Raw genomic sequence first — 22352 nt, forward strand, 5'->3', positions numbered from 1 at the left:
CATGCCCCGGCAAGGGCCCAGCTCCGTGCGCTGATGGCGGGGTCAAGGAGTCGTGTGCCCGCACAGTAGGCCGGCCCGTTCTCGTACGCCCACTCTGGGTGATCCGTTCACGCGTCGCCGCCGGAGAGTTGAGCGCCGTGTGCCGGCCGTCCGGGACTCAATGAAGGAGAGCGTCGTGTTCACGCCTTTGAGAGATGCTGCCGGGGTGCTCTCGCTCCCCGCCGAGCGGGCACGGCGGGGCTGGTTCTACGTCGGCTTGGTCCTCGCCGGGATGCTGTGCCTGATTCTCCTGGAAGTGCTGACGGCATTTGTGGTCGCCCTCCTGGTCGCGGATGACGTCATGGATGCGGTGGGCTCGCTGGGAGTCCTTGGGTATGCGGAAATACCGGTGCCCGCGGCAGTAGTGGCCGTGTTGTGGCTGATCGTGCTCATGCGCCGGCGCTCGGGGCTGCGCATCGATTCGTCAGGTGTGAGCAAAGTGTGGAGTGACCGCACCCAGACCGTGCCGTGGGCGGTCATCGACAAGGTCCGGTTCAACAGCAGGCGGAGCTACCTGCTGTTGGTGCCGAAGCCGGGCGTGTACCCGGAGTCGCCGAACGGCGTCGGCGGGGAGCGAGTGATTCTGATTTATTCGCTCGGACACTCCTTCTGGAACCACCGGAGGCCGACGCACCCTGACCTGATCATTGACGCGGTCGAGCGGTTCGCCCCCGGAAAGTTCACTGACCCCTGGAACCCGGGCAAGGGCCGCGCGAACGGTGCGGGTGCCTCGCGGTAGCCGAGGTATGGGCAGTCCGGAGCCCCCCAGGTCTGGACTTGCGGGTCCATTTTTGTCGTCGCACAGTGGCTGTACGCCCTGATCGTGATGGGGCGACCCGTCCGGTCGAACGCCGCCGGCGGTCCGGCCGTGCGGTTGCGCAGCGGCGAACCACGAAATGGAGAGAACCATGTCTGTGCGGCTTGCGGGTAAGACCGCCCTTGTCACCGGAGCGACCAGCAACCTCGGGCGGGCCATCGCGGAGGCCTTCGCCGCCGAGGGGGCGTACGTCGTCGTCTCGGGCCGCAGCGCCGAGCGCGGCGCGGAGGTCGTCGACGGGATTCGTGCGCGCGGTGGCCGCGCGGAGTTCGTGCGGGCCGACCTGGACGGCAGCGCCGACGCCTCGCAGGCGCTCGCCCGGGAGGCCACGCGGGTGCTCGGCGGGCGCATCGATGTCCTGGTCAACAACGCCGGCATCTACCCCCGCAACACCACGGTCACCGTTGACGAGAAGACCTTCGACCAGGTCTACGGAGTCAACGTGAAGGCCCCGTTCTTCCTGACCGCCGCTGTCGCGCCCGCCATGGCGGAGGCCGGGGGCGGGGTCATCGTCAACCTGGGTTCCTGGATCGCGCGGCTTGGCATCCCCGGCGCCCTGTACAGCTCCACCAAGGGGGCGATGGAGACGCTGACCCGGGCCTGGGCCGCGGAGTTCGGGCCGCAGGGGGTCAGGGTCAACGCGATCTCCCCGGGCGTGGTCCAGACGCCCGCACCCGGCGAGACCCACCCCGGCGAGATCATGATGAAGGGCACCCCCTCAGGGGAGATGGGCACCCCGGAGGCCATCGCGAACGCCGCCGTGTACCTCGCCAGTGACGAGTCCTCGTTCGTGCACGGCACCGTGCTCGACGTGGATGGCGGCCGCACCACGGTCGCCGTCATCGCCGGCTGATACGGCGGAAGTCTGCCTCGGGAGCATCGGCGCTCCGGGGCGGCCGCCCAGCTCACGCCGCGGCGCCGCCCGCGCGGCGCAGGTCCGCGATCCCCTGGTCGAGGGCGGCGCGCAAGTGCGTGGACCGGCCCGTCGACAGCAGGATCGACACGCCCCCCTGGATCCCGGCCAGCAGCGCCGCCGCCCTCGTATCGGCATCGACGTCCGCGGGCAGCTCACCGGCTGCCCGCAGCGCCCGGATCCCCGCCGCGAGGCTCTCCTGCCAGCGGCGCAGCAGCTCGACCACGATCGCCCGCGCCCCGGGAGTCGAGCGCCCGATCTGGAGGAACAGCGAGCCGAGCGGACACTGGTCGCCCTGCGCCTCGTAGCGCCTGACCACCGCGTCGCGCCACTGTTCCCAGGACTCCCACGAGTCGAGGCGGCCCAGGTAGGGCTGCTGGTCCTCCAGGACCTGGTCCGCCTCGAACTGGGCTACGGCGACAAGGAGTTCGTCCTTGCCTGCCGGGAAGTAGTGGAAGAGCTGGCTCTTGCTGGTGCCGGTCCGCGCCATGATGTCGTCCAGGGTCGCCCAGGCGACGCCTCTCTCCCGCACCACCGCCGCGGCCCCCTCGACGATGCGGCTCCGCGTCGCCTTCCCCTTCGCCGTCAGCTTCCCGGGCACGAGCCACCTCCACGACCGTAATGGACCAGATGGTCCATTGTAGGTGCGGACACGGCGGAGGGGGCCGGCCCCGTGACCGGGCCGGCCCCCTCCGCCGTACTCGACAGTGCCCCGCTCAGTCCAGGTCCGTCGGCAGCCAGCCCGTCTGGATCAGCGAGGGCGCGCTGCGGCGGGAGACGAACAGGCCGCGGCCCGGGGGCAGCGGGCGGGCCTTCACGTCGCCGAGGAGTTCGCCCTCGCCGGGGTGGCCGGACAGGACGACGCCCTGGGCGCCGAGCTCCTTGAAGCGCTGGATGAACTGCTCGTACGAGGAGCGGCCGGCGCCCGCGCTGCTGCGGGCGATGATGAAGTTCACCCCGGCGTCGCGGGCGTAGGGGAGGTTGTCGACCAGCTGCGCCATGGGGTTGCCGGAGGACGTGGCGACCAGGTCGTAGTCGTCGACGATGATGAACGCCCGGGGCCCGCGCCACCAGCTGCGCGTGCGCAGTTGCTGCGGGGTCACGTCGGGGCCGGGGATGCGGCTGGTGATGAGGGTGTTCATGTCGTTGAGGTACGTCTCGAACGCGTTCTGCGTCGTCGCGTATCCGACCAGGTACGGCTCGGGCACGCACTCCAGCAGGCTGCGCCGGTAGTCACCGACGCAGATCAGCGCCTCCTCCGGGGTGTAGCGCTCGGTGATCTGCTTGATGAGCAGCCGCAGCAGGGCGGTCTTCCCGGACTCCGACTCCCCGAAGACCGCGAACAGCGGGTCGGTGTCGAAGTCGACCAGGACCGGTGCGAGGTTCATCTCGTCGATGCCGATCGCGATGCCACCGCTCGACCGCTCCGGGCCGCTCGGCAGCTCCCGCGCGGACAGCTTCCTGGGCAGCATGCGGACCTGCGGGGCGTGCGGGCCGGGCCAGTTGTCGGACGCGGCCCGGACGAAGGCGGTGGTGGCCTCGGACAGGTCGTCGCCGGCGCCCGCGGAGTCGTCGATGCGCGGCAGCGCGCCCATGAAGTGGAGCTTCTCCGCCGTCAGGCCTCGGCCGGGTGCGCCGACGGGGACGTTCACCGCGACCTTGCGGTCCAGCTCGGAGTCGGTCGGGTCGCCGAGGCGCAGCTCCAGCCGGTTGAGGAGCTGGTCCTTGAGCGCCGCCCGCATCTCCATGTACCGGGCGACGGTGACGACCAGGTGCACGCCCAGGCCGAGGCCCCGTGCGGCGATGTCCGCGACGACCGGCTCCAGGAACTCGTAGTCCGTCTTGAAGGACTGCCAGCCGTCGATGACCAGGAAGACGTCGCCCCACGGCTCGCCGGGCAGCCGGCCGGCGGCGCGGAGCTGGCGGTAGGTGGTGATCGAGTCGATGTTGTTGTCCCGGAAGAACTCCTCGCGCCGGTTGAGGATGCCGGAGACCTCGGCGACCGTGCGGCGGATCTTCTCCGGGTCGAGCCGGGAGGCCACCCCGCCGACGTGCGGCAGGCCGTCGACGGCGATCATGCCGCCGCCGCCGAAGTCCATCCCGTAGAACTGCACCTCGTGCGGTGTGTGCGTGAGGGCGAAGGAGCCGATGAGGGCACGCAGCAGGGTGGACTTGCCGGAGCGGGGGCCGCCGACGATCAGCATGTGACCGGCGGCGCCGGAGAAGTCCCGCACCAGCGGGTCGCGCCGCTGCTCGAACGGCTTGTCGACCAGGCCGAACGGAACGACCAGGTTGCCGTTCTGCCCGTACTGCGGGGCGTGGAGTCCGCGCTCGGGTGTCACCGCCAGCGGCGGCAGCATCTGGTCGAGGGACGGCGCCTCGGTGAGCGGCGGCAGCCACACCTGGTGGGCGAGGGGCCCCTGACCCTCCAGGCGGCGGGCGATGACGTCGAGGACGGTGTCCGCCAGCGCGTCGGCGGTCCGCTGTCCGGGCGCCAGGGAGAAGTCCGGATCGGGCTCCGGGTAGTGGACCGCCACCGGGGTCGCGGTGAACAGTACGGGGCGCCGGTCGATGGGGAGCTCCCCGGTGCCGGTGGTCGGGGCGACGCCCGGCCGGTAGGTGCCCGACACATAGGCGGCCTTGAAGCGGGTCATCCCCTCCGTGCCGAACTTCAGGAACCCGGAGCCGGGGACCGAGGGCAGGTGGTACGCGTCCGGCACACCCAGGGCCGTCCGGGACTCCGCGGCGGAGAACGTACGCAGGCCGATCCGGTAGGACAGGTACGTGTCCAGGCCGCGCAGACGGCCTTCCTCCAGGCGCTGCGAGGCCAGCAGCAGGTGCACGCCCAGGGACCGCCCGATGCGGCCGATCTGGATGAACATGTCGATGAAGTCGGGCTTCGCGGTGAGGAGCTCGCTGAACTCGTCGATCACCAGGACCAGGGAGGCCAGCGGCTCCAGCGGGGCGCCGGCGGCGCGCGCCTTCTCGTAGTCGGTGAGGTTCGCGTAGTTGCCCGAGGAGCGCAGGAGCTCCTGGCGGCGCTGCAGCTCACCGGTGATGGAGTCCCGCATGCGGTCGACCAGGGTGAGGTCGTCCGACAGGTTGGTGATCACCGCGGCGACGTGCGGGAGCTCGGACATCCCGGCGAACGTCGCGCCGCCCTTGAAGTCGGCCAGGACGAAGTTGAGCGTCTCGGAGGAGTGCGTGACCGCCAGGCCCAGCACCAGGGTGCGCAGCAGCTCGGACTTGCCGGAACCGGTCGCTCCCACGCACAGCCCGTGCGGCCCCATGCCCTCCTGTGCGGCCTCCTTGAGGTCGAGCATGACGGGCGAGCCGTCCTCCCCGATCCCGATCGGGACCCGCAGCCGGTCGGCCGTCGAACGCGGCCGCCAGACGGTCGCGGTGTCGACCGCAGCCGGGTCACCGATCCCCAGCAGGTCCGTGAAGTCCAGGTTGGCGAGCAGCGGCTCGTCGTCCTCGGCGCCGGCGCCCATCCGCAGCGGGGCGAGCTGACGGCCCAGGGCCTCCGCGGTCGCGACCGGCAGCAGGTCGGGCGTGCCGTGATAGGTGGCCGCCGCCGACTCCAGCCTCAGCCGGCCGGGCCGTACCGCTATGTTCAGCCCGCCGCGGGGCTCGTCCAGCTCCTCCGGGACGATCTCCACGACGGTCACGCCCTGCAGCCCCTCCGGGGAGGCGAGCAGCGACTCCGCCGGTACGAAGGTGCCGTCCAGTACGACGACGACGTGCGGCTGGTCCAGGAGCGGCGCCCCCTCGCGGTTGAACCTCGACCGGCCCGACAGGGTGTTCTCGAGCAGTGCCTCGACTTCCATCAGGTTGTCGCCGAACAGCCGCTTCGTGCCGGCCCCGTCGGACGACCCCGGCACCTGGGTGTGCGGCAGCCACTTCGTCCAGTCCCACTGGTCGGTGACGTCCCGGGATGCCACGACCGCGACCATGAGGTCCTCGGGCGAGTGCAGCGCGACCAGTCCGCCCACCATCGCGCGGGCGGAATCGCGTACCGAACCCGGGTCGCCCGACACCACGACGTGGTAGAAGGCGCGCAGCGACACCGCCATGGGGAGCCGGTCGAGCGAGCCGTGCGTGGCCAGGAACTGGTGCATGGCACCGGCCGACAGGGGCTCCAGCTCGTCCAGCGGTGCGGTGCTCGGAGCGACCAGCGGTGTCCACAGCTGCTGCGGGCCCAGACCGATGCGGACCTGCCCGAAGTCCTTGTCGGCGATCCGCCGCTCCCAGAGCCGGCCGCCCTCGGCGACCAGCGACCACAGCTGGTCCGGATCGGGGTGCAGATAGAACTGTGCGTCGCGCTGGGCCCGCGCGGTGCGGCGCACCTTGCGACGGGTCTGCGCGAGGTACTTCAGGTAGTCCCGGCGGCCCTCCGAGGCCTCGCCCTGGCTTCCCTTGCGGGCCCGCATCACCTGCGCGATCGCCATGGCCACGGTCGACAGCAGCATCATGACGCCCATGATCTTCATGAAGGGCTGCGAGCCGGGCATGAAGAAGAACACCACCGACGAGCCCATGCCGAGCATCGGCAGCAGCTGCATCGCCATACCCTCTTGCTGCCCGCGCGGCAGTTCGGGAGGCGATTCGAGCCGTAGTTCGGCCGTCGATGTCTCCGGTGGCATGGCTCGGGGCTGGCGCTTCACGACAATCTGGGTCACCGGCGAATCAATCCCTCAGTGCGGCCCGGAGAGTTGCGGGCCGGCACCCCCGTGGCAGCGACCTACCTCCGCGCGCCGACAATCCTACGTGTAGGCCATGGGAGGGACCCCGATAGGGTGGCGCCCTTGGCCTGGAGCGTGGTGTACAGCGAACGAGGGGATCCATCAGGTGAGTTCGACCCTGACAACCGGTTTTTGCCGCGTAACGGTCGTGGCGCCGGACAGCCGTATCGATGTCGCCCTCCCGGACGACGTAGCCGTCGCGGACCTCCTGCCGGAGATCCTGCGGCTGACCGGACAGGTCACACCGCCGGGAGCGCCTCCCGGCTACCATCTGGCCCGCCGCGACGGCACCCTCCTGGACGCCACCCACCCGCTGTCCGTCCAGCGCGTTCTGGACGGTGACGTCCTGCGGCTGCGGCCCTTCGCTGAATCGCTGCCCCCGGCCGTCTTCGACGACGTGGCCGACGCCGTCGCGTCCGCCGTCCGCCGGGACCGCGCGCTCTGGAGCGACCAGCTGTTCGGCGTCTCCGGCCTGTTCGGCGGTGCGCTCCTTCTCGTACTCATGGGCTTCGTGCTCTGGTTCGCGGACCCGGTCAAGCACGACATGCACGGCCTTCCGGGCATCGTCGCGGCCGCAGTCGGCGTACTGCTCGTCACACTGGCGGGCATCAGGGCACGCAGTTACGGGGACCGGGCCTCGGCGGTCGCGCTCGGCCTCGCCGCGCTGCCGCACCTGATGATCGCCGGGTCCGGGCTCCTCGCGCTCGACCCGGGCACCGGCATCGGGCGACTGCAGTTCCTGCTGGGCTGCGCCGCGGTGCTCCTCGTCTCGACCGGGCTCGTCGCCGCGATGCCGACCGGCGACGCCCCCTTCGTCGCCATCGTCTTCGCCTCGGCGGTCGGCACCCTCGCCACGTTCTGCGCGATCCTCACCGATTCCAGTCCCAGCGAGACCGCAGCCGTCTGCGCGGTCGTCGCGATCGGCGCCATCGCCTTCCTGCCCGGCCTCTCCGCGCGGGTGGCCCACCTGCCGATCGGCTACGCCGCCCCGCGCCCCACGACCGACGCCGACCTCGACAACGAGACGGGTGTCCTCGGCGAGGCCGACCCCGTCGACGCCGAACGCATCGCGGCCCAGGCCCGGCGCGGGCACGAGCTGCTGCTGGGCCTCGTCGGGGGCTGCTGCGTCGTGGTGGTCGCGGCCGCCGCCGTCCTGGGCTTCTCCAGCAACGTCTGGGGCCAGACCCTCGCGCTGGTCGCGGGCCTGGCCATGCTGCTGCGGGCGCGCCTCTTCCGCTACACCGCCCAGGTCGTCGCCGTCCTCGGCGCCGGCCTCGCCGCCCTGGGCCTGCTGGTCCTGGGCCTGTCGCTCAACCCGCCGGCCGACGCCGTCATCAAGCTCCTGACGGAACAGGACCGGGGACCGCTCGACATCCGCACCCTGTGGCTCGCCGCGGCCGTCACGGCCGGAGCCGCGCTGCTGGTCGCTATCGCGCTGATCATCCCGAAGAAGGGGCTCTCCCCCTTCTGGGGCCGCCTCTCCGACCTGGCCGAGGTGGTCCTCCTCCTCGCGCTCGTTCCCCTGTGTCTGGCCGTACTGGACGTGTACTCCTCGGCACGCGGGATGACGAGCTAAGGGCTGTCCCGTAATTGATGGCGGGTGCACGACGACAGCTGCGGCACCTCACCCCGTAGCCGGACGGAGCATTTATCCGTCGTCGCGCAGCAGACGGGCATCAGGGGCAAAGCCGGTTCCACAGGTGGCAGCCCGTCTGCGCGGGAAGACCCCCCCCGGCGCCAGGGGGTGTCAGCTGACTGCCTTGGGGAACCTGCCCGTGTCCTGCGCGAACCTGTTGAGGGTGAGCCGGCGAGGAAGTTCCGAGCGGCGCTTGATGCACAACTTTCGGTAGATCCGCGTGAGGTGCTGTTCGACGGTGCTCACCGTGACATGCAGCTTGCGAGCGATTTCGCGGTTCGAGCTGCCCAGCGCCGCCAGTTCGGCAACCCGCCGCTCGGCATCGGTGAGCAGCTCGCTGTCCGTCGAGTCACGCACCAGGGGCGCGCGGAGCGCGGGCCCGGACTCCGAGGCGGCGTCCAGCTCACCGAGCAGTGGGCTCGCGCTGCACTCGCTCGCCCTGAAGCGGGCCTGATGGGCCACCATCTCCGCTTTGGAGTAGTCCCCGGCGCGCCGGTAGCTGTGGGCGAGTGCCACCAGGGTCCGTGCCAGTTCCAGTTCGTTGCCGCTGTTACTGAGGTGCGTGGCCGATTCCCGTAGCAGTGCCAGACGGTCACCGGCCCGGCCGGCCCTGGCCAGAGCCCGCAGGCCGATGCCCCGGAGGGTGGACGAGGCGCCGCCCGGACGCTGTTCCTGTTCGTGTATCAGACGACGAGCCTCGTCCGCCTCTCCCATCTCCAGGAGCGCGAATGCCGCATCACTGCGCCAGGGAAGAAAGGTCGGGACATCGAACCCCCACGACCTCGCCGTCTCGCCACAGGCCAGAAACGCGTCGAGCGCCGCGTAGTGCCGGCCCGTCCCCAGGTAGTGACGGCCGCGGGCGTGCTGGTACACAAGGCCGAACCGGGTTCTGGCCACACCCGGCAGTCGCTGGTGCAGCAGAAGTGCCTGGGCCTCGTCGTGTCGCCCCGTGTCCGTGTATGCCTGGAGGAGCGTGGCCACCGGAAGCCCGACCCCCACCCCCCACAGCTCCGGAGACAGTGCCTTGAGCGCCGACTCCGCCATGGTGAGCGAGGCCGGAGGGTCGCCCCGCCGTATCGCCGTCTCCGCGCGCACCGCGGTCAGGATCGAGCTCCACCGGGGAATGCCGTGATCCGACGCGACGGCCTGGAGCCGCGCGCCCCACTGCTCGGCGAGTTCGTAGTGCTCGGAATAGGTGAGCGCCTGGAGCACCGCCACCGCGGTCTCCAGCGAGCGCTCGTCCGGACTTATGGCCTCCAGTATCTGCCTGCCCCACTGGACGACGACGTCCTGCGGTCCCTCGTCGAGGACCAGCTTCAGGAGGACGGCTCCGTGCTGGGGGCTGCTGCCGGTGAAGGTGCGGCCGGTGGCACGCCGTTGCGCATGCCTGCTGCCGAAGTGTGTCCGGACGTCGGGCAGGGGCCACGGCGTCGACGGGTAGTAGACACGGAGGAACTGCCGGGTCTGTTCCAGCGCCGTCGTGGTCTCGGAATCCAGTTTCGACCGGCCGGCCCCGACCCTCTGGATGACCTCGACGGCGTCCTGTTCGCGTCCGTCCCGCAGCAGATGGCGTACGAGAGTGAGTGCGCACCGGCCGGTCAGGGAGCCGTCGCGCACGTGGCCGAGCAGGGGATCGTTGTACATGGTCTGCTCGGACGGATTGTCCCGCCCGGTGGCATGCGCGAGATACGCCATGGTCCTCGCCCGGTCCTCGTCGGTCGGGCCGACCGCGTGGGCCAGTTCCAGGCAGCGCACGGCCGACCCCGCGTGCCCGGTGCGAAGCATCTCCTCGGCGGCGTGGATCAAGGGCAGACGTGCCCACGGTTCGGCCCGGCCGGCCGCGACGACACGCTGGGCGACATCGATGTCCGCGGCCCCGCACTCGTACAGCACCCGTGCGGCGGCCAGGGCCATCGCGTCCCGTTCCACGAAGGAAGGGTCCTGCAGAACGGCGGTCCCCACCACCGGATGCGCGAACCGGTCATCCTGGAACACACCCATGGTGCCGAGGGCCTCCAGCGCCGCCGAGCCCTCGCCCCGGTCCAGTCCGAGAACCCTGCTGACGTTGAACTCGCTTGATGACGGACCGAGGACGGCGGCGGCGCGGGCGGCGTTCAGGATCGTCGGGCCGCTGCGGTGGAGCAGGGACAGGGCGGTCCGGGCGAACGAAGCCGTCGCCGCGAGCGATTCCGTGCCGGTCCGGCCCGCCGTCTGACCATCGGCGGCCAGTCCGGTGGCCATGTCCGGCAGCTCCGCCATCAGAGCCCGTACGAGCAGAGGACTGCCGCCGCTGGCCCGATGGATCCTCTCCGCGTGGTGGTCCGCTTCGTCCGGTGCGAGGCGATCGGCGAGAATCCGGCGGACCCCGGCGGGCGACAGCATGGGCAGCGAGATCCGGTGAGCATGCTGAAGAGCCAGTAAGTCCATGTCCGGTAAGGGGCGTTCGGCCGGAACCGACGTGCGTTCGGTCACCACCACGAGGACGCGGGAGGTCCGGGCGGTATGCATCAGCCGGAGCAGGAACCGATATGAGGTCTCGTCCGCGTGATGAAGGTCGTCGACCGCGATGAGCAGGGGATCGTGTGACGACGCGGCATCGATGAGCGCGCACAGTTCCGCAGTCACCCAGGAGGGGAGAGCCGGCCCGCCGGGTGTCGACCCGGCGTCCGCCGCCGGGGCGGCGCCGAGCAGCGCGCCGGCCCGTTCCCGGAGCTCGGTCGCGATCCGGTGCGGGCCCGCGAACAGCTGACGCAGCATCCCGCCGGGCACGTGGCTCTCCGCCGGAGTGCCGACGGCTCTCAGGACCACCGCGCCCGCCTCCTGCGCCAGGCGCTCGGAGAACGCCGACAGGAGCTCGCTCCTGCCGCACCCGGGGGGACCGTGGATTACCGCCGTGCCCCCCTCGCGGCGGACAGCTGCGGAGAACAGGCCTCCGAGCGCCGCCCACTGACTGTCCCGCTCGACCAGGTGCATGTGCCCTCCCCGAGGCCTCGTGGCATCACATGGTGGCCTGAGCCTTTGGAACTGTAGGTCATCGCTCCCCTTACGAGGGTGGATCTCAGCCAACGGTCAGGAGACCCCTGCGGGACCAGATCCCCTACGCATGCTCTGAGCTGCCATTTCATAGGAATTCAAGGAGCCACTAGGGGTTGGTGAGGGGTGGTGGGGTGCGAGTGAAGCACATAGCTTCGCGGTTAATCGGGGTGCCCGTTCCGGATGGGGGAGCGGCGCCCGTTGGCTGGGGAGAGGGTGGGTGCATGGTGCCGGACGTACGGTTCGACGACCTTGTGGTGGTGGTCACCGGCGCTGGGGGCGGCATCGGACGGGCCATGGCTCTGGCCTTCGCCCGCCGCGGTGCCCGGGTGGTCGTCAACGACCTCGGAGGCCCGCCGACCGGAGGAGACACCCCCAGGGCGGAACTGGCTCGAACCGTCGTGCGGGAGATCCGTGAAGCGGGGGGCGAGGCGATCGCCTCCACCCACACCGTGGCCACGCCAGAGGGGGGCGAGGCGATCATCCGTACGGCGCTCGATGCCTGGGGACGGATCGACGCGCTCATCGCGAACGCCGCCATCCTGCGGGACAGCCTCTTCACCCGGATGCTGCCCGAGGACTTCGACGATGTGGTCGCCGTGAACCTGCGCGGTGCCTTCTGTGTCATGCAGCCGGCCTTCCGGGCCATGGCGGAACAGGGCCACGGCAACATCGTCGCGGTGACCTCCGTGGCCGGACTGTGCGGCTCGTACGGAGGCGCCAACTACTCCGCCTCCAAGGCAGGGCTCGTGGGTCTCACCAAGGCCGTGGCCTGGGAGGGGCAGAAGTACGGGATCAAGGCCAACCTGCTCGCGCCCGGCGCACTGGACACCCGGCAGTCCGAGGCGTTCAACGCCACCGGCGCCCTGCTGCCGGGCCGGCCGGCCCCGGACGTCGAACCGGGCGAGGAGATGAAGCTGCTCACCGCCGACCGGGTGGCCCCGATGGCCCTGGTGCTGGCGCATCCGAGCTGCCCGGTGACCGCGGAGACGTACGGCGCGGCCGGCGGCTGGTTCCACCGGTACTGGACCGCCCACAGCGAGGGGTGGGCCGGGACGAGAGAACCCACCGCCGAGGACATCACCCAGCACTGGGAAGCGGTCCGGGGGCAGTCGCCGGCGGGCCGTGAGATCGACCAGGAGACCTTCCGGTTCGCCCTGAGCGCGAACCAGCGGGGGCTCGCCCCCCTGCTCGACCAGCAGCTGACGATCGACTGAAGGACGGGACATGGACATCAACATCGTGACGCCCGAATCGGTTCTGGACCCCTGGCCGTTGCTCGACCGGCTGCGGGAGACCGGGCCCGTCGTCCGCAGCGAGGCGATGGGCGGCGTCTGGCTCGTCTCCTCCTACGAGCACTGCCGGGAGGTTCTCCTGGACCCCACGCGGTTCTCGAACACCGTCTTCGCGTCCACCGACTTCGGACCGTGGTTCGAGGGCACGGACACCATGGTCCACACCGACCCGCCGGACCACACGCGGCTGCGCTCGATGGTGCAGAAGGCGTTCACGTACCGCTCGGTCCAGCAACTGGAGCCCCGGATCGCGGAGATCGTCCGGGAACTGCTCGACGCGCCGGAGTTCGTGACGGGCATGGCGTCCGGCGAACCGGTGGATGTGCTTGGCCAGTTCATCAGCGCCCTGCCCACGACCGTCATCTCCGAACTGCTGGGCATCCCCAGCAGTGACCGCAAACTCTTCTACCAGTGGGCGGAGGCCATGATGCGCTGCATCATGGCCGACCCGCGCCTGGTACCGCAGGCACACATCGATGCCGCGGTCACCAGCGGCCGGGACATGCTCGCCTATCTCCAGGCGGAGATCACCGCCCGGCGCAGGAGCGGTACCACCGACGACCTCATCGGCCGTCTCGTGCAGCAGAACACCGACGGGGCACTGTCGGACGACGAGCTCGCCGCGACCTGCGTCACGCTGCTCGTCGCCGGATCCGACACGACGTCGTCCACGACGACCACCATGCTGTCCCTGCTGGCGAGCCACCCCGAACAGCGCCGGCGCGTGATCGAGGACCGGGTGCTCGTGCCGACGGGCATAGAGGAGACCCTGCGCTTCGAGCCGACGGCCCGGGTGAACTTCAGAAAGGTGCTCGGAGACGTCGAACTCGGCGGACAACGGCTCGCCGACGGAGACGTCGTCTGGGCACTGGTCATCGCCGCCAACCGGGATCCGGCCCGCTTCGGAGAGCCGGACCGGTACGACATCACCAGGAACCCCAACCCTCATCTGACGTTCGGGCAGGGGCCGCACCTGTGTCTGGGTGCGCAGCTCGCCCGGATGGAGATCCGGCACGCCATCAACGCCTTCCTCGACCGCTGGCCGCACTACGAAGTCGCCGAGCGCCGCCCATCTCCCGCCTACGCCGCGCTGACCTGGGAGAAGTTCACAGTCGCCGGCGGGCGGTGACCCAACCTTGTCCGGAGTGGAAATGACGACCGAGACCCAGCCCATCGAAGTGGATTTCGACCCCTGGAGTCCCCGCCTCGCCGGGGAGGACCAAGACTTCTGGGCGGTGATGAACGGCCTGCGGGATCGTGGGCCGGTGCTCCGCAGCAGCGCCTACGGCGGGTTCTGGATCATCACCACCCATGAGGAAGTGCTCGCCGCCAACAAGGACTGGGAGACGTTCTCCTCCGCCCAGGGCGTGTCCCTGCCGCACAATCCCGGCGCCCCGCTGCTGGCCCCCATCGAGGTCGACCCGCCGGAGCACCGCGACTGGCGACGTCTCCTCAACCCGCTCATGTCGCCGCCGACGGTGGCCCGTCACGAGCCCGCCATGCGGCGCATCGCATCGGACCTGATGGACGAGTTCGTGGCAGCGGGCCAGTGTGACCTGGCCGTCGACTTCGCCTGGAAGTTCGTTCCGGCGGCCCTCTTCCAGCTGCTCCTCGGAGTCGCCCCGCAGGAGGTTCCGCACACCCGGGAGCTCGCACACCGCATCGTGTCGCACGGCACTACGCAGGAGGAGCAGAACCAGGCGTTCGCCGACCTGAGCGACTGGTCGCTGCGGTACCTGGACTGGCGCGAGACGCAGCCGGAGCGCGGCGACGTCGTCGACGCGCTGCTGCGGGGGGAGATGCGAGGCCGTCCTCTCACCCGGGAGGAGATGGTGCGCGCGATGATCCTGCTGATCGTCGCGGGAATGGACACCACATCCAACAGCATCGGTGACCTGGCGCTGCACCTGATCGACGACCCCGCCCTGACCGAGCTGTTCCGCGACAACGAGCACTCCGTGGAACAGATCGTCGAGGAAATGCTGCGCCACGGTTCGGTCTCCTTCGGGCTGTCCAGGGTGACCACCAGGGAGACGGTGGTCGCCGGCTGCCGGATACCGCAGGGCGAGCGCGTGTTCCTGCTGTGGGCGGGCGCCAACCGGGACCGCCGCGTCTTCCCCGACCCGGAGAGCTTCGACCCGTCCCGCGCCCCCAACCCTCATCTGGCGTTCGGGGCGGGACCGCACCGTTGCATGGGGGCCCATTTCGCGCGGCTCATGCTCAAGGTGGCGGCGACCGAGATCCACGCACGGATGCCCGGTCTTCGACTGCGTCCGGGCGCGCGGATCGAGCAGCCCCCGGGCCTCGTCCGCAGTACCCGTTCCCTCCCCGTGCTCTTCGAGCCGACGGCCGTGCGGGAGGCGCGGTGAAGCCCTCGGCACAGGCCCCGGCCCTGCCACCCATCGCACCCGACGACCCCGACTTCTACCGGGAACCGGAGCGCGCGTTCGGGTGGCTGCAGGAGCACAGCCCGGTCCATCCCTGGGTGTCGGCCAAAGGCAGGCCGATGTACGTGGTCTCCCGATGGGCAGACGTGCGCCAGGTGTCGGCATCCCCCGCACAGTTCAGCAGCGGACGCGGGCACATGATCGACCAGCCCCGCGCCGGCCACGGCGACCGGCCGGCCGACAGCAGACAGGACACACCCCTGCTGCACAACATCGATCCACCGGAGCACGACAAACACCGCAAGCTGATCAGTCGCAGCCTCACCGCGCGCAGGGTGGTCGGGCTCGAACCGGCCGTACGCAAAGTGATCACGCGGGTTCTCGGCGCTGTGCCCGGCAACGAGGAGATCGATGCCGTGAGCGCCTTCGCGGCGGCCGTACCGCTACGGGTGATCGCCGAACTGCTGGGTGTGCCGTTCGCCGACCTGCCGCTGCTGCGCGGCTGGTCCGACGAGCTCGCCGCCACCTCGGACGCCGAGGGCGCGCGACCACGACAGGAGGTGCTGTCCGAATTCTTCGACTACCTGGACATCCTCATCGCCGAACGGCGCCGCTGTCCCCGGGACGACCTGATCACCTCCCTGGCGTTCGCCGAGGTCGAGGGTGAGAAGCTCTCCCACCCGGAGCTCCTCATGCACATATGGACGGCGCTCGTGGCGGGCAACGAGACCGCGCGCAACGCCATCTCCGGTGGCATCGAGGCGTTCACCGGACACCCCGGCGAGTACCGGCGGCTGACCCAGGAGCCGGGAATCGCCGAGACGGCCACCGAGGAGATACTGCGCTGGACCACACCCGCGCGATACGGCGGCCGCACCGTGGTGCGTCCGGTGCGACTGGCTGGACGACAACTGCACGCCGGCGAATACGTGTTGATGCTCTACAGCGCGGGCAACCGCGACAGCCGGGTGTTCCCCGACCCCTACCGCTTCGACATCGGACGTGACAGCAGCCGGCTGCACCTCTCGTTCGGCCACGCCACCCACTTCTGCGTCGGTTCCCAGCTCGCCCGGCTCGAACTGCGGATCCTGCTGGAGGAACTCGCCGTCCGCTACCGCGGCATCTCGGCGGCCGGACCCGTGGAGCGCACCCGCAGCCCCATGCTCAACGGCTACGAACGCGTCCCGGTCGTGCTTCATGTCTGACCCGGTGACGGCCCGGCGACCCGGGGACCGGCTTCCCCGGCGGTTGATGACCGTGGCGTGCACGACGCAGTTCGTCGTGGTGCTGGACGTCTCCGTCGTCCATGTGGCACTGCCTTCGGTCCGTCAAGACCTCGGGTTCTCCACCGAGGGGCTCCAATGGGTCGTCACCGCCTACATGCTGGCGTTCGGCGGGTCGCTGCTGCTGGGCGGCAGGCTCGCGGATCTGATCGGCCAACAGCGCGCGCTGCTGGGTGGAATGGCCCTCTTCGCCACCGCGAGTCTCGTCGCCGGCCTGGCCTGGGGGCCGGGGGTGCTGATCTCCGCCCGCGCCGTTCAGGGCATCGGGGCCGCGGTGCTGTCCCCCGTCTCGCTGACCCTGCTCACCAGCGAGTTCCACGACGCGAATCTCAGGGCGAGGGCACTCGCGGCCTGGGGCGGGGTGGCCGCCGCGGCGGGCGCGGCCGGTGTCTTCGTGGGCGGACTCGTCACGCAGTACCTGAACTGGCGCTGGACGATGCTCATCAACGTGCCGATCGCGCTTCTCGTCCTCGTGCTGGCCCGGGGCACTGTGGCCGGCCGGACACGGGGCGCGGCGTGGCGCACCCCGGACATCGTGGGGGCCCTGGCTGTGACGGCGGGCCTGGTCGCCTGTGTCTACGGCGTCGAGCCGGGACGCCGACCGGTGCTCGGTGCGGGGCTGGCGCTGCTCGCCTTCTTCGCGGTGTGGGAGGCCCGGGGGGCCCGTGAGCCGCTGCTGCCGATCCCCGTGCTCCGCAGCCGGTCCGTTTCCGTCGCGAACGTGGGGATGTTCCTGACCGCTGCGGCCACCTTCTCGATGTGGTTCTTCCTCTCGCTCCATCTCCAGAACCAGCGCGGATTCAGCCCGCTCGAAACCGGCGCGGCCTTCCTCCCGCAGTACCTGGCCATCGTGGCGGGAGCGCAGCTGGCCGCCCGCCTGCTGCCGGCGTACGGAGCCAAGCGGATGCTGGCGATCGCGGCGCTGCTCCAGTCGGCCGGCTTCGCCTGGCTGTCCGCTGCGGGTCCGCACAGCCCGTTCCCCGTACACATCCTGCTGCCCGGTCTCCTCGTCACCCTGGCCCTCGGGCTGGCGAGCACCCCTCTGACCCTGGCGGCGACCAGTGGGGTGGCGGCGGACCGGGCCGGCACCGCCTCCGGGCTCGTCAACACCTCACGCCATCTGGGCGGTGCCATGGGCGTCGCGGCGCTGGCCGCCGTCGCCGGGCAGCGGCCCGGGGGAGTGGACCGGATCTTCCGGACCGACGCTCTGCTGCTGGCCGCCGTCGCAGTGCTCGCGCTGCTCCTGCCCGAGCCATCCGAGAGAAAGGACTCCAGTGAACCAGCCTGATGCCCTCGAACGATTCCGGCTGACCGGACGTACCGCTCTGATCACCGGGGCGGGCCGGAACATCGGTGCTGCCATCGCGTCGGGCTACGCTCAGGCCGGCGCCGACCTCCTCCTCGTCGACCGTGACAAGGAAGCGGTGGAAGACGTCGCCGAGTCCATCCGCGCCTCGACCGGACGCGTCGTGGCCACCGTGCACCGCGATGTCGGCGCCGCCGACATCGTCGACCAGGTGGCCGGCGCGGCAGAGGCGCACTTCGACGCGGTGGACATCCTGGTCAACGGCGCGCTGGCCTTCGGGGCCACCGGTACGCACAGCGCCGATGTGTCGACGGCGCAGTGGCAGGACGCGCTCGACGTCAATGTGCTGGCCCCGGCGAGACTCTCGTCGCTGTTCGTCAACACGTTGGTGAAGGGCGGTCCGGGCACCATCATCAACCTCCTCTCGGGAGCCGGGTTCGCACCGGTTCCGCTGGCAGCGCCGTACAGCATGTCGAAGGCGGCCCTGTGGATGCTCACCCGGTGTTTCGCCAAGGACTGCGCCCCGCGCATCAGGGTCAACGGGCTGTGCCCCGGGACCATTTCACCGGACGGCGTCGCGCGCACGGAGGAGCTCCGCAAGGCGACCCCCATGGGCCGGGGCGGACGTGCGGACGAGGTTGTCGGCGCGGCGATCTACCTGGCGTCGGATGCGTCCGGCTACTCGACCGGAGACGTTGTCTATGTGAACGGAGGATTCACCGGACTCACTGGCTACAGCGACGAGATCATCGGCTCGGACCCCGTGGGCCGTCCGCGTACCGGGAGGCGTTCGGCGGGATGACGACAGTCGCGCAAGAGACGATCGGGGAACGGATCGAACTGCTCAGGCGCCGACGAGGACTCTCCCGGCAGACCCTTGCCTCGTTGGTCGGACACAGCTCCGAGTGGCTGCGGCAGGTGGAGCGCAAGGGGCGGGGGGTGGACCGGCTGTCGACCCTCCTGCGGCTCGCCGAGGTCCTTCAAGTGAAGGACGTCGCGGCCTTCATGGGGGTCGCAGTGCCGGGCCGGCGGGTCGACGAGCCGACGTTCGGAGCGGCGCCGGACATACGGGCGGCGCTCCTCGGCCACCGCGCGGCGGTCCGCGCGGGTGGCCACCGGCCGGGCGACATCGACCGGCTGGCCTCGGAGGTGACCGAGGCCTGGACGTGGTGGCGGCAGTCCGCGAGACGCTGGTCCGCCGTGCGAACGAGCCTGCCGGGACTGCTGGAACGGGTCTGCGGACCGCACATCGACCGTGCGGCCCCCGAAGCACTCCGACTGAGCGCCGAAACACATCGGCTGGCCGCCGCCTACCTGCACAGTTCGGGGGACCTGTCCCTGGCCCTGCTGGCGACGGACCGGGCGCTGGCCGAAGCCAGGCTGGCCTCGGCGCCCCTGACCGAGGCGGCATGCCTTCAGGGCTTCGGCGATGTACTGCTGCGTCTTCAGGCGCCGGCCGAGGCCTGCGAGATGTGCGTCACGGCGGCCGACGCCCTGGAGCTGTACGACGGTTCCCCCGCCTGCGAGACCACCGCGGCCCGCGTACGGCTGTACCTCACCGCGGCCGAGGCGGCGGCGTTCGCCCGCGACCACCACGGCGCCGAGCGGTTGCTCGACCGGGCCGCCATGCTGGTCCAGGACGCACAGGACATGACGTCGGTGCCCAGTCCCGTGCCCCCGGGGACGACGGCGCCCGCCCGGCCGGTGGACGTGGCGATCTACCGTGTCCGGGTCGAGGTCGTGCTCGGCCGTTCGGGCAAGGCGCTGCGGCTGGCCGAACACGTCGGCAGTGTGGACACGCTGGACCGTGAGGGCCGGGCCCGGTTCTATCTGACCCTGGCACGGGCCCACCTGCATCAGCGTAATCAGCCGGGCGCGGTGCTGGCACTCATGCAGGCGGACCGGGCCTCGCCCGAGGAGGTCCGGTTCAACGTCTACGCGCAGCACCTTCTCAAGCAGGCGATCGGCCAGGACAGCGTCACCGTTCGCCACGACCTGTACCGTCTGGCCGAACGGGCGGGTCTGCTGTGACGCTGTTCGCGCAGCCGTGCCGTAGACCGTCGCACACCACACTCAGTACCCGTTGTGGCACGGCCGCGCCACCGTCGTTGCGGTTGCGGGCCAGTATCAGCCCGGTGATCAGGGCCATCAGGTCGGCGACACTGATGTCGTCGCGGACGGCCCCCGCCTGCTGCGTGTTGAAGAGCAGCTTGCCGATGCCCCGCCGAAGGCGCCGCCTCGCCCGGGGCACGGCGGCGGAAGCGTCGACGTCCTCCCCGGCGAGGGCGTCGACCATGTCCCTGCGGACGCTGCCTTCCTCGATGGTCAGGGAGAGGAACTGGAAGAACGCCTCAGCGGGGTCGTCCGAGTCCGCCAACTTCTCCGCATGGTCGACGAGTTGCTCCAGGCGGCCCAGCACGATCGTTTCGAACAGCGCTTCCTTGCTCGTGAAGTGCCGGTAGATGGTGCCGGAACCCACACCCGCGCGCCGGGCGATCTCGTCCAGGGGCACGCCGAGACCCTCCGAGGCGAACGCCTCCTGGGCGGCCTCCAGCACCCGGGCACGGTTGCGCCGGGCGTCCGAACGCAGTGCCGGCCCGAAGCGGGACGTTGGTTCCGCTTCTTCTTCCTCGGGGTGCAGATCTTGCGCGCTAATGTCCATGTTCATGCGTGTTCTCCGTGGTGATTGCCGTTGACAAGCGGGGAGTTGGTTCCGTAAGTTCGGCCGGGATCGAATGTCCGGATTCTAGGATGCGCAGAAGGAAAACGGATCCGAGGGCCGGGAAGACAACCACGGGAACCTGAGGGAAGGGCCCTGGATTTGAACTCGTCACTGATTCCGCGGCGTCGGCCGGGAAGCGCCGGCCTTGAAGTCTCCGCGTTGGGACTCGGCTGCATGGGAATGAGTCAGACTTATGGAGTTCCGGACGACAAGGAGTCGATTGCGACGATCCATCGGGCACTCGAACGAGGCTGCTTCTTCTTCGACACCGCAGAGTCGTATGGCCCCTTCGTCAATGAAGAACTTCTGGGCCGCGCGCTCCGTGGCCGCCGGGACGAGGCGGTCATCGCGACGAAGTTCGGGTGGGAGTACGAGGGAACACGACGCGGAGAGCTGAACAGCAAGCCCGAGCACATTCGCAAAGTGGTCGACGAATGCCTGAGGCGGCTGGAGACCGACCGGATCGACGTCCTCTATCAGCACCGCGTGGACCTGGAAGTCCCGATCGAGGAAGTGGCCGGCACGGTCCGCGAGCTCATCCAAGAGGGAAAGGTGCTCCACTTCGGCCTGTCGGAGGCCGGCGCCGGAACGATCGCCCGCGCCCACGAGGTCTGTCCCGTGGCCCTGCTCCAGACGGAGTACTCGCTCTGGGAGCGCCACATCGAGCGGGAGATTCTGCCGGCGGTCCGGGAGCGGGGAATCGGTCTCGTGGCCTACTCGCCCCTGGGGCGTGGGTTCCTGACCGGTACGGCGCTGCCGGCGGAGGAGTATCCGGAGTCGGACTACCGCCGCTACGACCCCCGGTTCCAGGGGGACAACTTCACCGCCAACTCGGTGGCGGCATCGGTGGTGCGCGAAGTGGCCACGAAGCACGGGGCGACACCGGCCCAGATCGCCCTCGCGTGGCTGCTCCACCGGGGCGAAGACATCGTGCCCATTCCCGGAACCAAGCGCAGGGTCACGCTGGAGGAGAACCTCGCGGCCGTGGACGTGGCGCTCGACGCCGAGGACCACCAGCGGCTGGACGAGGCGCTGCCTCCGGAGGCGGTGGCGGGAACCCGCTACCCAGAAGCTGTCATGCATATGAACGGCCGCTGACAGTCATTGAACGAAAAGAAAGAAGAAACGGGGAAATCATGTTCCGCAGGCTGGTCATATCTTTCGTGGCGATGGCGACAGCCACGCTCGGAGTCACCGGGACGTCGAGTGCGGCCGCTCGGACGCCCGTGCCGGCAGGACCCACCACACTTCAACTGCCGGACGGCTTCCACCCGGACGGCATCGCCATCTGCCCGCAGGAGCACCGTGCGTACTTCGGTTCGCTGAACGACGGTGCTGTCTACCGGGTCGACCTGTCCACCGGCCAGGGTGGCTTACTCACCCCGGGGACGGGCGGAATGGCCACCGGCATGAAGCTCGGCGAGGGCCACAAGCTGTATGTCGCGGGCGGGTCGGTGGGCGACGGCCGGATCGTGGACAGCGGGAGCGGGAAAGTGCTGGCCGACTACAAGTTGCCGGCCACCACCGGCTTCATCAACGATGTCGTCCTGACCAAGGACGCCGCATGGTTCACGGACTCGTTCAACCCCGTCCTGTACAAACTCCCGCTGCACGCGGACGGCTCGCTGCCCGCGCAGAGTGAGCTGGTCACCCTGCCGCTCACCGGCGATCTCCAGTACCTGGACGGGTTCAACGTGAGCGGCATCGCGCCCACACCCGACGGAAAAGGCCTGCTGATCGCTCAGATCAACACCGGGAAGCTCTTCGAGGTGAACACGGCCAGCGGAGCGACTCACACCGTGGACACCGGGTCCGAGACACTGACCAATCCCGACGGAATGCTTCTGGTCGGCCACACTCTCCATGTGGCCGAGAACCGCATGAACGAGGTCGCGTCGCTGAAGATCGACGATGCCGGACTGCACGGCGAAGTCGTCCGGCGCACCACGGACCCTCGCTTCGACATCCCGACCCGCATCGCGGCGGACGGAGATCTCCTCTACCTTCCGAACGCGCGCACGACGACTACGCCCACACCGACCACGCCCTACACGGCGGTGGCGATTTTGAAGCCGTGAACTGTGGCTCCGGGCAGGCCGGCCCGACGGGTGCCCGGTTCCGGAGCGCGACACACATAACTCCCCTCCACGGCAGCGCGTTATCCCGAAGCTCTTCG

Annotated in this window: 16 protein-coding genes; 12 read left to right on the forward strand and 4 right to left on the reverse strand. The window is 70.1% G+C overall.

What is annotated here, in order from left to right; translation table 11 throughout:
• Positions 1–175: 175 nt before the first annotated feature.
• Together EDD93_RS13815 and EDD93_RS13820 are read left to right on the forward strand one after the other, a co-directional pair.
• The gene (locus tag EDD93_RS13815; protein ID WP_148083861.1) at positions 176–778 is read left to right on the forward strand and encodes a hypothetical protein; all 603 of its coding nucleotides are present in this window, start codon (positions 176–178) and stop codon (positions 776–778) included.
• Positions 779–947: 169 nt separating this feature from the next.
• Complete coding sequence (locus EDD93_RS13820) at positions 948–1709, forward strand: SDR family NAD(P)-dependent oxidoreductase (protein ID WP_185092308.1); 762 nt, start codon at positions 948–950, stop codon at positions 1707–1709.
• Between the two features lie 52 nt (positions 1710–1761).
• Here the strand turns inward: EDD93_RS13820 and EDD93_RS13825 are convergent, their stop codons facing one another.
• Together EDD93_RS13825 and eccCa are read right to left on the reverse strand one after the other, a co-directional pair.
• Complete coding sequence (locus EDD93_RS13825) at positions 1762–2370, reverse strand: TetR/AcrR family transcriptional regulator (RefSeq protein WP_123525436.1); 609 nt, start codon at positions 2368–2370, stop codon at positions 1762–1764.
• Between the two features lie 115 nt (positions 2371–2485).
• Positions 2486–6451 carry a type VII secretion protein EccCa gene (eccCa, locus tag EDD93_RS13830; RefSeq protein WP_123525437.1) on the reverse strand — a complete coding sequence of 1322 codons (3966 nt, stop codon included), beginning with the start codon at positions 6449–6451 and terminating at the stop codon, positions 2486–2488.
• 169 nt (positions 6452–6620) lie between these two features.
• On the opposite strand from eccCa, the gene eccD reads away from it, so the two are divergent.
• Positions 6621–8090 carry a type VII secretion integral membrane protein EccD gene (gene eccD, locus EDD93_RS13835; RefSeq protein ID WP_123525438.1) on the forward strand — a complete coding sequence of 490 codons (1470 nt, stop codon included), beginning with the start codon at positions 6621–6623 and terminating at the stop codon, positions 8088–8090.
• A 171-nt stretch (positions 8091–8261) separates the two neighbouring features.
• Here eccD and EDD93_RS13840 read toward each other — a convergent pair whose 3' ends face one another.
• Positions 8262–11123, reverse strand: coding sequence for a LuxR family transcriptional regulator (locus EDD93_RS13840; RefSeq protein WP_123525439.1), 2862 nt, complete (start codon positions 11121–11123; stop codon positions 8262–8264).
• Positions 11124–11407: 284 nt separating this feature from the next.
• On the opposite strand from EDD93_RS13840, the gene EDD93_RS13845 reads away from it, so the two are divergent.
• From EDD93_RS13845 to EDD93_RS13875, 7 genes are read left to right on the forward strand one after another with little or no spacing between them, the layout of a single operon-like run.
• A complete protein-coding gene (locus tag EDD93_RS13845; protein WP_123525440.1) occupies positions 11408–12400 on the forward strand; it encodes an SDR family NAD(P)-dependent oxidoreductase in 993 nt (330 codons plus the stop codon).
• Between the two features lie 10 nt (positions 12401–12410).
• The gene (locus tag EDD93_RS13850; RefSeq protein WP_123525441.1) at positions 12411–13607 is read left to right on the forward strand and encodes a cytochrome P450; all 1197 of its coding nucleotides are present in this window, start codon (positions 12411–12413) and stop codon (positions 13605–13607) included.
• Between the two features lie 22 nt (positions 13608–13629).
• The gene (locus EDD93_RS13855) at positions 13630–14847 is read left to right on the forward strand and encodes a cytochrome P450 (RefSeq protein WP_123525442.1); all 1218 of its coding nucleotides are present in this window, start codon (positions 13630–13632) and stop codon (positions 14845–14847) included.
• Positions 14844–16070: a cytochrome P450 gene (locus EDD93_RS13860; RefSeq protein ID WP_123525443.1), complete on the forward strand. Its 1227-nt coding sequence runs from the start codon at positions 14844–14846 to the stop codon at positions 16068–16070. The genes EDD93_RS13855 and EDD93_RS13860 overlap by 4 nt, the downstream gene beginning before the upstream one ends.
• Before the next feature lie 46 nt (positions 16071–16116).
• Positions 16117–17436 (forward strand): MFS transporter, encoded by a 1320-nt coding sequence (locus tag EDD93_RS13865; RefSeq protein ID WP_260255724.1) that lies wholly within the window; start codon positions 16117–16119, stop codon positions 17434–17436.
• Positions 17423–18256, forward strand: a complete 834-nt coding sequence (locus tag EDD93_RS13870) for an SDR family NAD(P)-dependent oxidoreductase (RefSeq protein ID WP_123525445.1) — start codon at positions 17423–17425, stop codon at positions 18254–18256. Before EDD93_RS13865 ends, EDD93_RS13870 begins: the two co-directional genes overlap by 14 nt.
• Positions 18253–19485 carry a helix-turn-helix domain-containing protein gene (locus tag EDD93_RS13875; RefSeq protein ID WP_123525446.1) on the forward strand — a complete coding sequence of 411 codons (1233 nt, stop codon included), beginning with the start codon at positions 18253–18255 and terminating at the stop codon, positions 19483–19485. The genes EDD93_RS13870 and EDD93_RS13875 overlap by 4 nt, the downstream gene beginning before the upstream one ends.
• Here the strand turns inward: EDD93_RS13875 and EDD93_RS13880 are convergent.
• Positions 19433–20122: a TetR/AcrR family transcriptional regulator gene (locus EDD93_RS13880; protein ID WP_260255725.1), complete on the reverse strand. Its 690-nt coding sequence runs from the start codon at positions 20120–20122 to the stop codon at positions 19433–19435. The genes EDD93_RS13875 and EDD93_RS13880 overlap by 53 nt on opposite strands.
• Positions 20123–20290: 168 nt before the next feature.
• Between EDD93_RS13880 and EDD93_RS13885 the strand changes: the two genes are divergently transcribed.
• On the forward strand, positions 20291–21274 hold the full coding sequence (locus tag EDD93_RS13885) for an aldo/keto reductase (protein WP_398905057.1): 984 nt from the start codon (positions 20291–20293) through the stop codon (positions 21272–21274).
• Positions 21275–21312: 38 nt separating this feature from the next.
• Positions 21313–22254: a superoxide dismutase gene (locus tag EDD93_RS13890; RefSeq protein WP_148083862.1), complete on the forward strand. Its 942-nt coding sequence runs from the start codon at positions 21313–21315 to the stop codon at positions 22252–22254.
• Positions 22255–22352: the final 98 nt, after the last annotated feature.

The sequence above is a fragment of the Streptomyces sp. 840.1 genome, assembly GCF_003751445.1.
Lineage (GTDB): Bacteria > Actinomycetota > Actinomycetes > Streptomycetales > Streptomycetaceae > Streptomyces.